At 58.0% G+C, this 12,573-nt stretch carries 11 protein-coding genes; 8 read left to right on the top strand and 3 right to left on the bottom strand.

Features of this window, described 5'->3' with window-relative positions; genetic code table 11:
* Nucleotides 1–70 precede the first annotated feature (70 nt).
* Entirely contained in the window at nt 71–292 is a 222-nt protein-coding gene (locus RQ935_RS07085) for a helix-turn-helix domain-containing protein (protein WP_297723067.1), read from the bottom strand.
* Between the two features lie 315 nt (nt 293–607).
* Between RQ935_RS07085 and RQ935_RS07080 the strand changes: the two genes are divergently transcribed.
* Both RQ935_RS07080 and RQ935_RS07075 read left to right on the top strand, forming a co-directional pair.
* The gene (locus RQ935_RS07080) at nt 608–1,978 is read left to right on the top strand and encodes a potassium transporter TrkG (RefSeq protein ID WP_311497763.1); all 1,371 of its coding nucleotides are present in this window, start codon (nt 608–610) and stop codon (nt 1,976–1,978) included.
* Between the two features lie 20 nt (nt 1,979–1,998).
* Complete coding sequence (locus RQ935_RS07075; protein ID WP_311497762.1) at nt 1,999–3,174, top strand: DNA mismatch repair protein MutL; 1,176 nt, start codon at nt 1,999–2,001, stop codon at nt 3,172–3,174.
* 7 nt (nt 3,175–3,181) lie between these two features.
* Here the strand turns inward: RQ935_RS07075 and RQ935_RS07070 are convergent, their stop codons facing one another.
* Nucleotides 3,182–3,844, bottom strand: coding sequence for a TrkA family potassium uptake protein (locus RQ935_RS07070; RefSeq protein ID WP_282922304.1), 663 nt, complete (start codon nt 3,842–3,844; stop codon nt 3,182–3,184).
* Between the two features lie 295 nt (nt 3,845–4,139).
* Between RQ935_RS07070 and RQ935_RS07065 the strand changes: the two genes are divergently transcribed.
* The 5 genes from RQ935_RS07065 (at nt 4,140) to RQ935_RS07045 (ending at nt 9,131) form a co-directional block, all read left to right on the top strand.
* Nucleotides 4,140–4,430 (top strand): hypothetical protein, encoded by a 291-nt coding sequence (locus RQ935_RS07065; protein ID WP_297723072.1) that lies wholly within the window; start codon nt 4,140–4,142, stop codon nt 4,428–4,430.
* A gap of 319 nt (nt 4,431–4,749) precedes the next feature.
* The gene (gene dnaK, locus RQ935_RS07060; RefSeq protein WP_311497761.1) at nt 4,750–6,624 is read left to right on the top strand and encodes a molecular chaperone DnaK; all 1,875 of its coding nucleotides are present in this window, start codon (nt 4,750–4,752) and stop codon (nt 6,622–6,624) included.
* Nucleotides 6,621–7,421, top strand: a complete 801-nt coding sequence (locus tag RQ935_RS07055; RefSeq protein ID WP_311497760.1) for a nucleotide exchange factor GrpE — start codon at nt 6,621–6,623, stop codon at nt 7,419–7,421. Before dnaK ends, RQ935_RS07055 begins: the two co-directional genes overlap by 4 nt.
* Before the next feature lie 34 nt (nt 7,422–7,455).
* Nucleotides 7,456–8,559 (top strand): J domain-containing protein, encoded by a 1,104-nt coding sequence (locus tag RQ935_RS07050; RefSeq protein WP_311497759.1) that lies wholly within the window; start codon nt 7,456–7,458, stop codon nt 8,557–8,559.
* Between the two features lie 8 nt (nt 8,560–8,567).
* Nucleotides 8,568–9,131: a heat shock protein transcriptional repressor HspR gene (locus RQ935_RS07045; RefSeq protein ID WP_311497758.1), complete on the top strand. Its 564-nt coding sequence runs from the start codon at nt 8,568–8,570 to the stop codon at nt 9,129–9,131.
* A gap of 130 nt (nt 9,132–9,261) precedes the next feature.
* On the opposite strand, the gene RQ935_RS07040 is transcribed toward RQ935_RS07045, so the two are convergent.
* The gene (locus tag RQ935_RS07040; protein ID WP_311497757.1) at nt 9,262–9,543 is read right to left on the bottom strand and encodes an Rv0909 family putative TA system antitoxin; all 282 of its coding nucleotides are present in this window, start codon (nt 9,541–9,543) and stop codon (nt 9,262–9,264) included.
* A gap of 187 nt (nt 9,544–9,730) precedes the next feature.
* Between RQ935_RS07040 and RQ935_RS07035 the strand changes: the two genes are divergently transcribed.
* On the top strand, nt 9,731–12,475 hold the full coding sequence (locus tag RQ935_RS07035) for an AAA family ATPase (RefSeq protein ID WP_311497756.1): 2,745 nt from the start codon (nt 9,731–9,733) through the stop codon (nt 12,473–12,475).
* Nucleotides 12,476–12,573 lie beyond the last annotated feature (98 nt).

Genomic DNA, 12,573 nt, shown 5'->3' with positions numbered 1-12,573 from the left:
CCCACAAGTTTACCCTTTTCAGACACCCTAGCCAAAACGAAAGAGCCTAGACTCGCGGCGACGTCACAAACTATTGCGCGACAGCTTCGTCCTCGTTGCCAACCATCCAGTTTTCCAGGTTTGACGCGGAAAGCTCTTCGACCGCCTTCAACGGCACCCGAAACGAACGCTTGACACGAACGGCGGGAAGGTCGCCAGCATGAACCATGCGATAAACAGTCATCTTTGAGACCCTCAACAAATCCGCAACTTCCGCTACGGTGAGGAACCGTGGTGCCTGGTTCTGAGTCATTCCCGTCATCCTAAAATTACCTAGACGCGTTACTGGAGCCACTTTAGTCCCACACTTAACACGCGTTACATACAAAAATATAGCGGCAATTGACCTAAAAGTGTTAGTTCTCAGCCCACAAATTTCTCTAAACCCAGGAATTTCCTCGAAATTACTCATTTTTGAGGGGCTACTATTCCGGTTTTACCCTGCCAGAGGGTAACGTTGTAACCGAGTTTTCCTCACGTGGATTCCGTCAGGTCTCCACCGGGGCAGCGAAAGCTCCGCCAGAAAACCAGCCGGAAAATCTCTGTCGGGAAAAAGGAACGGGCGAACTTGAAGTTTTTTGCGAACCTGCGCGAGAAAAGCGGGAAGTGGTTTGATGATCTCGCCCGCCGCGCCCCCGCTCGCCTGACTCTGGCAGTGTTCCTCTCCATCATCGCCATCCACACCGCAATCCTGTGCCTGCCGATTTCTACCCGCGATCCGAGTCACGCCCGCTTCGTCGACGCGCTGTTTACCAGTACTTCAGCAGTATGTGTGACTGGTTTGACCGTGGTACCTTCCGACACTTACTGGTCGCCGTTTGGGCTGGTGGTCATCATGCTCGGCGTAGAAATCGGGGGACTCGGGGTCATGACCTTAGCCTCTATGCTGTCCCTGGCCGTTTCGCGCCACATCGGCCTGACCGCCCGCATCCTGGCTGCGGGGGAAAAGAAATCCTCTCTCGGGGAAGTCGGTTCGCTGGGGAAAATGGCTCTCTTGGTGTCGGTTTCGGTTGAATCGGTCATTGCCCTGATGCTTTTTCCCGAGTTCATCCGGCAAGACTACGGTGTCGGCATGTCGGCCTGGTATGCGGTATTCATGGCGGTCAGCGTGTTCAACAACGCCGGCTTCGTCATAGTGCCGGGCGGGGTGGAACAGTTCGTCTCCGACTTCGGCATCATCGGCCCGATGTGTCTGGGGGTTTTCATCGGTGCCATCGGTTTCCCGGTTTCCTTGGACCTAGCCCGCAACTGGCGGCGGCCAAAACACTTGAGTTTGCACTCGAAACTGACCATCACCACCTACCTGGCACTGTCCGTGGTTGGCGGCGGAATCACCGCGGCTATCGAGTGGAACAATCCGCGAACTATGGGAGCCCTGGACCTGCCGGGTAAATTCCTGGCGGCTTTACTGGGCGCGTTCAACGCGAGGTCACTAGGGATTTCCACGGTTGATGTAGGTTCTATGCACGAGGCGACCTGGTTCGTTTCTTCCATCATGATGTTCATCGGTGGTGGCTCGGCTTCCACCGCCGGGGGCATCAAGGTCACGACTTTCGCGGTGATGGTTCTGGCGATTTTGGCGGAGGTGCGCGGCAATCGTGACATCGAGGCGTTCGGGAGGCGTATCGGTCCGTCCACGGTGCGTCTGGCAGTGGCGGTGGTCGCCATGAGTTCCCTGGTCATAGGCTTGTCTACGGCCGTTCTGATGCTGCTGACGGACTTGCCGTTGTCGAAAGCCCTGTTCGAAGTCAACAGTGCGTTCGGTACTGTCGGTCTGTCCACCGGCATCACCGGTTCCTTACCTGATTCAGGGAAAATTTTGCTCTCTCTGCTGATGTTCACCGGCCGGGTGGGTTCCATGACTTTCGGAGCCGCCCTCGCCATGCGTAACCGCCGCCGGGTGATACGATTTCCCGAAGAAGCCCCCAGTATCGGATAGGTCAGAGCGGGAGTTCAACGATGGCGGTAACGAATTGGGCGTTCCCTAACCTGGAGGCGAAGCCGGGGGCGTGGCGCCGATACTGGGTGGCGCTGGTGGCTTTTCCCAATCTGTATCGGGAAATTTTCGCGGGTTCGACTCTGGAAGCGTTTTGCTTGGGAATGGCCGACGACCCTTTGCACCGCAAACTGCTTGACTCCTATATGCGGGCGCGGGCGCGCAAGGAAAAGCACGCCCTCAAAGCGCTGCAAAACGGCACTGATGTGCGCGACATTCCCGGTGCCGACACAGCGATTCAAGCGTTTAAAACCCGGTTCGATGAGCTCAGCCAGGAAAATGCTCAGGGTCTTTCAGAGCAACAGCTTCCCCTGCTGGTGGAGCGGCTCTCCTCGGCTGTGTGTGACTACACCTTTTGCGAAGATATGCAGCCGCGAATCGCGGACCGGGTCATCGGGCCGAGCGGACGAAATATCGCGGATGCCCTAGCCCAGCAGTGGCTGGAGTTTCCCCTGTTAAAGTACCTCAAGCAGCGTTTTCATCCGCGGGCGCATCATCTGCGGTTTGATTCTTTGGACGCCGTGACGCTGCACCAGCCCTCCGACCCCAGCGCTGTGCAGCGCCCTCCCGGGCAGCTACCGCGCTACGGGGCACCTCACGGGGGCACGAATCCTCACACTTTCCCCTTTGTGACGAGTTTCATCGGTCCGGTTCCTCCCATCCCCGATCCGACTTCTGGCTTGCACTTCCCACAAGCGCCGCTGCTCCAGTTCGCCTGTACGCGCGACCTGTTTGACCCGGTGTGGGCGGCCAGTCCAGAACAGGCGCGGGAGATTCCGTTCCACTTTGATCAGATTCCGCCCCTCAGCTTTAACCGGGTCTACCAAGTGAACTCCCTGGAAAACTGGCGTGAGCTGGTCAGGCGCTATCCGCTGGAGTTCACCAACCTGGAAGTGCGCCAGGAGTTCCAACGTTTGAGCGGCAAAGACGCGGTGTTTCTGGGGGTCGATTGGGAGCGGGTTCGCCAAGACTACGACGTGGTGTTTTTCGGGTTCACGGCGGTTTTGGACTGCGCCGACGTGGGCGTGGACATCGAGGCGAGTGAGTTAGGTGAGCTGGCGCAATCGTGTGCTGGGGCACGCCTCACCGCGGTCATGTATCGGGTGGTGCCCGGTTCAACCTATTGGCTGAACCTCTAGAGTTCTCCTAGGGGCGGTTCGCGAAATCTTCGAGCAGTTTTCCGTCGCCCGACACGATAATCAGGTCGTTGGCTGCTACTACCGTGTCCGGCCCGGCGTATTCAAAGTGCTGTCCAGGCGAGATGACACCCAGGATATTGACCCCGTAGCGGCGGCGCACATCGGATTCCAGCAGGGTAAATCCTTGGATTTCTGCCGGCGGGCGCATCTTAACAATCGAGAACCCTTCCCGGTCCATCTCTACGTAGTCCAGCATCCTGCCGTCAACCAGGTGCGCGGTACGCCGTCCAGCATCAAATTCGGGGTAAATGACATGGTGGGCGCCGATACGACGCAGGATTTTGCCCTGTTCGCGGCTGATGGCTTTGGCCCAGATTTGCTCCATCCCCAAATCGACTAAGTTGGCGGTAATCAGCACCGACGCTTCCAAGGCGCCGACCCCCACCACGGTGGACGAAAAATCTTTGGCACCCAGCTGTTCCATCGCGTCCAGGCGGGTCGCGTCCGCTTCCACTACGGGAAAGAGCGGGGAAAACCGCTCGACTTGCGCCGGGTCGCTTTCGACCGCCAGAATTTCGCGATCCAGTGAATTCAGCGTCATCGCCACCGCGGACCCGAAACGGCCCAAGCCGATTACCAATGTTCCCGAGGACTTTTCCTTTTCAGCCACCCTCAAAGTTTACCTGTTTCATGCCCTCCAGTTGGCTTTCTGGCGGGATTGTGGCGGTTTTCGAAGGATTTTTGACATCGCGCGGCCCAGGCGGGGAATCACCCCAAAACAATCATTTGTCCTGACAAAGCCCCCCTTTTGAACATCGATTGCCTGCTCAAAACAACTTTGGCCAGAAAAATCCGTAAAGAACCTAATGAAGCCCGAAACCGGCCGATAGTTACGGTTGTCACCAAGGTCATCGGCAACGGTGTCTTGGAGTCAGAGACTATGACGATCCAAGGATGGGATGAAAATGAGCGAGCAACTTAGCGGTACAGACAAGCTGCAGACACCTCAGATGTTTGCGGTGGCTGTGGCCTCCACGGCTGGCCGCAGCGCCTACGATAACGTTCCTGTTTTTCCCAAGGTTGTCGCTCCCAGCAACGTGAATCGGGCGGATGGCGACGCGCGGGCTTTCAAGTCTGGCACGCTGGCTGACGCGGTAAACAAGCTGGTGGGTCGTCCCTCCTTCAACGTTCCCGCTTCGGGAATCGTGGGGATTCTCAGTTCCCGCACGGTGGCTAACCAGGGCTTTGCCGCCTAGTTTGCGGGGTTTGGACAACATTCTTTTTTCTTCATGATGTTCTCCTTTGGGGCAAGGCGTCCGGAGTTTTTCCGGGCGCTTTGCCCTTTCTGGATTTGAGTTCACAAGGGCGTTTCATCGTTTTTCGTTTCGGCCTGCGTTTTCCGGGAATAAAACCACCCTTTTAGAAGTTGAGTTAGATAGACTCAAGTTTTACAGTTTCGGGTAGACAACGAAAATCACCTGAGCTAAACTTGAGTCGTTAGAACTCAAGATTCCTATTCTCGGGTTTGAAATGTAAAGAATACGAACACACACAACGAAAAAGGGGAGAAACACAATGGCAAAAGCAGTAGGCATCGACTTAGGAACCACAAACTCGGCTCTGGCCGTTTTGGAAGGTGGTGAACCCACGATTATCGCCAACGCAGAAGGGATGCGCACCACGCCTTCCGTGGTGGCGTTCTCAAAGACGGGCGAAGTCCTGGTGGGAGAGGTCGCCAAGCGTCAGGCGGTCACGAACGTAGACCGCACTATATCTTCGGTGAAGCGTCACATGGGAACGGACTGGAAAGTCTCTATCGACGACAAGGAATACACTCCGCAGGAAATCTCGGCTCGTATCCTGGGCAAACTCAAGCAGGACGCCGAAGCCTACCTGGGTGAAAGCGTGGATTCCGCGGTCATCACCGTTCCGGCATACTTCAATGACTCTCAGCGCACCGCGACCCAGGAAGCTGGCCAGATTGCGGGCTTAAAGGTGCTGCGTATCATCAACGAGCCGACCGCCGCGGCGCTGGCCTACGGCCTGGAAAAGGGCCGGGAGGACGAGCTAATCCTGGTATTCGACCTGGGCGGCGGTACGTTCGACGTGTCCCTGCTGGAAGTCGGCAAGGACGATGACGGGTTTTCCACCATTCAGGTGCGCGCCACCAACGGTGATAACAAACTGGGCGGTGACGACTGGGATCAGCGTGTCGTAGATTGGCTGGTTGACCAAGTTAAGACTAAGGACGGCGTGGATTTGTCCAAGGATAAAATCGCGTTGCAGCGTCTGCGTGACGCCGCTGAGCAGGCCAAGAAAGAACTGTCCAGCGCGATGAGTACGAACATCAACCTGCAGTACCTGTCTATGAGCGAAAACGGCCCGATTCACCTCGACGAAAAACTCACGCGAGCCAAGTTTGAGGAAATGACCGAGGACCTGCTCAATCGCTGCAAGACTCCGTTTAACGCGGTCATCAAAGACGCAGGCATTAAGCTCAGCGAAATCGACCACGTGGTGATGGTTGGCGGTTCCACCCGGATGCCTGCCGTAACCGAGTTGGTCAAGGAGCTGACCGGGGGTCGTGAGCCGAATAAGGGCGTGAACCCCGACGAGGTCGTGGCGGTGGGAGCTGCACTCCAGGCGGGCGTGATTGAAGGCGACCGCAAGGACGTTCTGCTCATCGACGTGACCCCCTTGAGCTTGGGTATCGAAACCAAGGGCGGCATTATGACCCCGCTGATTGAGCGTAACACGGCTATTCCGACCAAGCACTCCGAGGTCTTTTCGACCGCTGAGGACAATCAGCCTTCCGTGCTGATTCAGGTCTACCAAGGGGAACGTCAGTTCGCCCGCGACAACAAGCCGCTGGGTACTTTTGAACTGACCGGGATTGCTCCCGCGCCGCGCGGACTGCCGCAAATCGAGGTCACCTTCGACATTGACGCTAACGGTATCGTGCACGTCTCGGCAAAGGACCGCGGCACCGGTCAGGAGCAGTCCATGACCATTACCGGCGGATCGTCCCTTCCGAAGGACGAAATCGACCGCATGATTAAGGAAGCCGAAGCTCACGCTGCCGAAGATAAGCAGCGCCGTGACGAGGCCGAGGTGCGCAACGGCGCTGAACAGGCCGTTTACCGCATTGAGAAACTGCTGAAGGATAACGCTGAAAAGCTGCCTGAGGACGTGGTGGCTCCGGTGAAGGAATCTTTGGAACACCTTAAGAAGGCTAACGAAGGTGAGGACATCGAGGCTATCAAGTCGGCGATGAGCGAACTGGAGGAAAAGGCCCAGGCCATCGGTCAGGCTCTCTACGCCCACGCGCAGGAAAGCGAATCGGCGCCAGCGGATGGAGCCACGGCTGACACCAACACCGCCTCCAGCGATGACGACGACGTGATTGACGCCGAAGTCATTGATGAAGGCGATGAGGGTGGTAACAAGTGAGCGAGGACAAACACAGCCAAGAAGCCCGCAAGGCGTACGCCGAAGCTCAAAAAGATTTCGATAAAGCCGCTGCTCATGAGGCCGAAAAGGCCAGCGAGGCACAGAATTCCGCTGAGACTGAGGCCAAAGCCAAGTCGGGCTCCAAGAAAGGCAAGAAAGCGAAATCCGCGGCGGGTCATTCCGCACCAGGCCACGCTTCCCCCGGTGACTCTGCTGGTCACGAGGCCGGGGGGGCGGCTCAGGCGGGCGACAAACCCGCCTCGGGCGAAGCGGATGAACTGACCACCGAGTTGGCGCAGGCACAAGAGGACCGTATCGCGGCTCTGAACCAGGAACTGGATCAGGCCAAGGACGACTTGGCGCGGGCGCGGGCGGATCTGTATAACCTCCAACAGGAGTACAGCAACTACGCCAAACGTACCAAGGCGGAAATCCCCCAGCAGCAGGAAGCAGGGGTTGCTTCGGTGGTCGATGCCCTGATGGGCGTGTTGGACGACATCGATTTGGCTCGCCAGCACGGAGATCTGGAAGGTCCGTTCGGCGCGGTGGCGACGAAATTGGAATCCACTTTACAGACCCGGTTTAAAGTCAAGCGCTACGGAAAGGTCGGGGACACTTTCAACCCGCATCTGCACCAGGCCATTCAAATGGCTCCGGGCTCAGACGACGACGGGGAACACATCATCGACGCGGTGGCGCAGCCGGGCTACCTGATGGGAGAACGGGTCCTGCGCGCTGCCATGGTGGTGGTGGGAGTAGAGAAAAATCCCTCTACTGACCAACCTTCTGAGGCGTGAATCGTGAACCAAGAAAATGGAAAGGGGGTAAGCGATGGGCACCAATGATTGGATTGATAAGGATTATTACGCGGTCCTGGGAGTATCGAAGGGCGTGACGGATAAAGACCTGAAAAAGGCCTATCGCAAGCTCGCGCGTCAATATCACCCAGACCAGAATCCCGGCGATAAAGCTGCGGAGGAAAAGTTTAAAGAAATCGGTGAGGCTTACTCGGTTCTCTCCGATTCCGAACAGCGTCAGAAGTACGATGCCTTGCGGGCTATGGCCTCTGGCGGTCCCCGGTTTCGGGCCGGGGGTTCCCGCCACGGTTCTGCCTCTGATTTTGAGGACGTGTTTTCAGCGATGTTTTCCGGCGGATACGGCGGGGGCGGTACCACTTATGGTGGCGCAACCGGACCGGATTTGAGCGATATCCTCAACACCTTTACCCGCTATGCGGATAGTGCTGACGGAACGGGTCCGGGTGCGTCCTACACCGGGTTTGGTCAGGGCTTTTCCGGTTATCCGGGAGGAGCCCGGCCCACGGCTGAGCCCGGTTATGGTGCCGGGTCGCCCAATGCGGGGGCGCGTAAGTTCGCGTTCCGCGCCCAAGACGGTGCTGACCTTACGGCTTCCACGAAGCTGACCTTTAAACAGGCATATAACGGCGCCACCATCCGGCTCAAGCTGCACGGTGATGTCATTAGCGTGCGGATTCCTCCGGGGGTCCGGGATGGACAAAAGATTCGGCTGAAAGGCAAGGGCAAGCCGGGCGTCAACGGTGGTAAACCGGGGAACCTGGTGGTGACCTGTAGCGTTTCCCCGCATCCTTTCCTGCAGTTGGACGGGACGGATTTGCTGTTTACCCTGCCGATTACCTTTGCGGAGGCCGTCAACGGGGCACTCATTGAAGTGCCGCTGCCGGACGGCACGACCGTCAAAGTTAATGTACCGAGCGGTACACAATCTGGTGAGGAAATCCGTATTCCCGGATATGGCCTGCACACGAAGAAAGGCCGGGGGAGTCTGCGCCTGACGGTGCAGGTAGCCGTCCCCCAGAAGCTCTCTCGGGCTGCCAAGAAAGCCGTTGATGATTTCGCGGCGGCGACCCGCAGCGCTAATCCGCGTGCCGAGTTGGATCGGAAGGTCGCGCTCTAGGAGGTGTCATGAGCCTAATCGATGAGATGAACGCGGCTCTGTCGCTGCTGTACTCCAACAATCGGCGACTGGTCGAAACGATCCTGGCCAAAGAATTCGGCGGGGCTCAGGGCGCCTCGGGGCTCAGCGAGGTCGAGGCTCAGCAAGTTTGGGCCAAACCCCGATTTCGGGTATCTCAGGCCGCCGAACTGATGAGCATCCACCCCCAGACCCTGCGTCAATACGACCGCATGGGTCTGGTGGTGCCGGGGCGCACCGGCGGGGGCGGACGGCGCTATTCGCTGCGGGACTTGGCGCGGCTGCACCAGGTGCAAAGCCTGTCTCAAGGGGAGGGCGTGAACCTGGAGGGGATTCGGCGCATCATGGCTCTGCAGCGCCGCGTGGACGAACTCGAAGCGGAAAACGCGGCGCTCACTCTGGCGGCGAACCGGCAAAACCGGGTCTTTGCCGCCTCCTCCAGCGGTGAAGTCACCAAACTGAACCGCGGGCAGCGTCCCGAAAAAACCCAATCGCTGGGTTTCCCTTTGGAAATGTCCTCCCAGTCGGGTGCCCTGGTGGTGTGGGGTCAATAGGGGTGTGGGAGTGAATGGCTTTGCTTGGTGGGCCCACACTTTCGGTTAAATACCGCGGGGACGCTGGTATTCCCAGCGTCCCCCGGAAAAATCCGCTTAATCAGGGATTACGAAGCCATCATTCGATGTCTTACTTACCGCCCAGCTTGTCGTCAGCGGCATCGCGGGCAGCGTCAATCTTGTCCTTGAACTTGCCGCCGGTCACCTTATTGGCAGCGCCGGCAACGTCGTCCAAAACCTTGTCGGTCTTGTCCTCGGAAGTCACCGCGTCCTTGGCGGAGTCCACCGCGTCTTTGGCCTTATCGCCCAAATCCTTGGCGGCGTCCTTGGCCTTATCGCCCAAATCCTCAGCAATACCCTTGGCCTTGTCTCCCAAATCCTTAGCTTTACCAGCCAAATCTTCCAAACCCATGAAAACTCCTTCGTACTCAAAAATTGAAATTGGTAATTCCTTTCTATCAGACATCACCGGAGAGCGGCGGGGAATTTACCAAATTACGCAGAGAGTGAAAACCCAGATTTTACTTATCTATCGCGGAATGCGCCGCCCGCAATTACTGTTTATTTAAGTGCCGAAAAGGCGAAAGGGAATGATAATTATGGACCAAAAATTTACGACCAAGTCTCAGGAGGCTCTGGCAACGGCGCTGCGTACCGCGGGGGCGGCCGGCAATGCCATGCTGGAACCGATACACCTGTTGTCTGCGTTACTGGAGGACCGCGAGGGGATTGCTTTCGAGGTGCTCAGCAGTGTGGCTGATGCCGATGCTATCGGCCGGGAAGTACGCTGTGAACTTGCGTCTTTGCCGGGAGCGTCCGGCGAATCCGTGGCGGAGCCCCAGCCCTCCCAGGCCATGTTAAAGGTCATCAGTGCGGCTGGTGCGAAAGCTGAGGAACGGGGCGACGAATACGTTTCTACCGAACATTTGCTGCTGGGGTTGGCTGACAATGAGGGCAAAGCCGGCAAGATTCTGCGCGACGCGGGAGCGAGCGACAAAAAACTGCGCCAAGCCATTCAAAAGGTTCGTGGAGACACCAAAGTGACCTCCCCGAATCCTGAAGCCACGTTTAAAGCGCTGGAAAAATACGGCGACGACCTGACTCAGCGGGCGATGGACGGCAAACTTGACCCGGTCATTGGGCGTGACGCCGAAATTCGGCGCGTTATCCAGGTACTGAGCCGGCGCACTAAGAACAACCCGGTGCTCATCGGGGAACCCGGCGTGGGCAAAACCGCTGTGGTGGAAGGCCTAGCGCAGCGTATCGTGGCGGGAGACGTGCCGGATTCCTTGAAGCACAAGCACCTCATCGCCCTCGATTTGGCGGCGATGGTGGCGGGTGCGCAATACCGCGGCCAGTTTGAGGAACGCCTTAAGGCGGTGCTGGAAGAAATCAAGAACGCCGAGGGTGAAGTGGTGACCTTCATCGACGAGCTTCACACCGTGGTCGGGGCGGGAGCCAGCGGAGGGTCGATGGACGCCTCGAATATGCTCAAACCCATGTTGGCGCGCGGCGAGTTGCGCCTGGTGGGGGCCACAACTTTGGACGAATACCGCGAACATATCGAAAAGGATCCGGCTTTGGAACGCCGGTTCCAAACCGTGTTCGTGGGTGAGCCCAGCGTGGAGGACACCGTCGCGATTTTGCGCGGCATTGCCCCGAAGTATGAGGCCCATCACAAGGTGACTATTTCGGACGGGGCTTTGGTGGCGGCCGCGCAGCTCTCCAATCGCTATATTTCTGGGCGTCAGCTGCCCGATAAGGCTATCGACTTGATTGACGAGGCGGCATCGAGGTTGCGGATGGAGCTGGATTCCTCTCCGGAGGAAATCGATTCTCTGCGCCGCGAAGTCGAGCGGGTCAATATGGAGCTGTCCTATCTGAACGCCTCCGACCCGGATCGGACAGACCCGGCGACCGAGGGGCGGGTGGCTCAGTTGCAGGCCAGCCTGGACGAAAAGCAGGCTCATCTGAACCGTCTGAACCGGAGGTGGGAAGCCGAAAAGGCCGGTCATAACCGGGTCGGCGAACTGCGCGTGAAGTTGGACGAACTGAATACAGCTTTGGAACAAGCCATGCGCGAGGGCCGTTGGGAGGACGCGGGACGTCTGCAAAATGGCGAAATTCCAGCGATTCAAGCCCAGATTGCGGCCGCGGAAGGCGACTCTACGAGCGAGGGCTCGGCGGGGCAATCGTCTGCAGATTCCGCAGATTCTGGAACGAACAGTACAAAATCTGGTTCTGTAGGCTCCAACGAGGCTGAGGACGGTCCCATGATTGCCGAGAAAGTCGATGCTGCTGAAATCGCGGAAGTGGTCTCGGCTTGGACCGGGATTCCGGTCGGCAAGCTGCTCCGGGGAGAATCCGAAAAGCTGTTGCACATGGAAGAATACTTGGGGAAACGTCTCATCGGGCAAAAGGCCGCGGTGAGGGCGGTGGCGAACGCGGTGCGCCGGGCGCGCGCCGGAGTGTCCGACCCGAATCGCCCCACGGGCTCTTTCCTGTTCCTCGGTCCTACCGGGGTGGGCAAGACCGAGCTGGCCAAGGCTCTGGCCGATTTCCTGTTTGACGACGAAAAGGCTTTGACCCGCATTGATATGAGTGAATACGGCGAGAAGCACTCGGTCGCACGCCTGATTGGAGCCCCTCCGGGCTATGTCGGTTACGAGGAAGGCGGCCAGCTGACCGAAGCAGTGCGGCGGCGTCCCTACGGGGTGGTGCTGCTCGATGAGGTCGAAAAGGCGCACCCGGATGTCTACGACATTTTGTTGCAGGTCTTGGACGACGGCCGTTTGACTGACGGCCAGGGCCGCACGGTCGATTTCCGTAACGTCATCCTGGTGCTGACTTCGAATCTGGGGTCCCAGTTCCTGATTGACCGCACGGCTGACCCAGCCGAGGCGCGCCGTCAGGTCTTGGACTTGGTGCGTGCCGCCTTCAAGCCGGAGTTCTTAAACCGTTTGGACGAAACCATCATGTTTGAGGCTCTGTCCACCGAGGATTTGGAACAGATTGTCGACATTCAGATTCACCAGCTGACCACGCGCTTGGCGGAAACGCAGCTGACTCTCGAAGTCACCGAGGCCGCGCGTTCTTGGCTGGCGGTTACCGGCTATGACCCGACTTACGGAGCGCGCCCGCTGCGCCGCCTGATACAGCGTGAAATCGGCGATCAGCTGGCTGAAAAGCTGCTGGCGGGAGACATCACGCCCGGTTCGACGGTGGTCGTGGATATGCCCGACTTCAGTCCTACTGATCTAATAAAATCTGGGGACCTGAGCGAATTGACAGGACCAATGTCAGATCAGTATCGGCTGGAATTGCGGGTGAAAAACCCTCAATAATTCAATAAATAACCTGTTCAAGGCGGTACGGAAGTGTTTTCGTGCCGCCTTGACGTGTTTTTTCCCAAAGAAGGCGTCTCAAAATGTGGAAGTTTACC

Origin of the sequence: uncultured Mobiluncus sp., from assembly GCF_963511525.1 — a bacterium.
Lineage (GTDB): Bacteria > Actinomycetota > Actinomycetes > Actinomycetales > Actinomycetaceae > Mobiluncus.
This window is presented reverse-complemented; position numbering and strand designations above follow the sequence as displayed.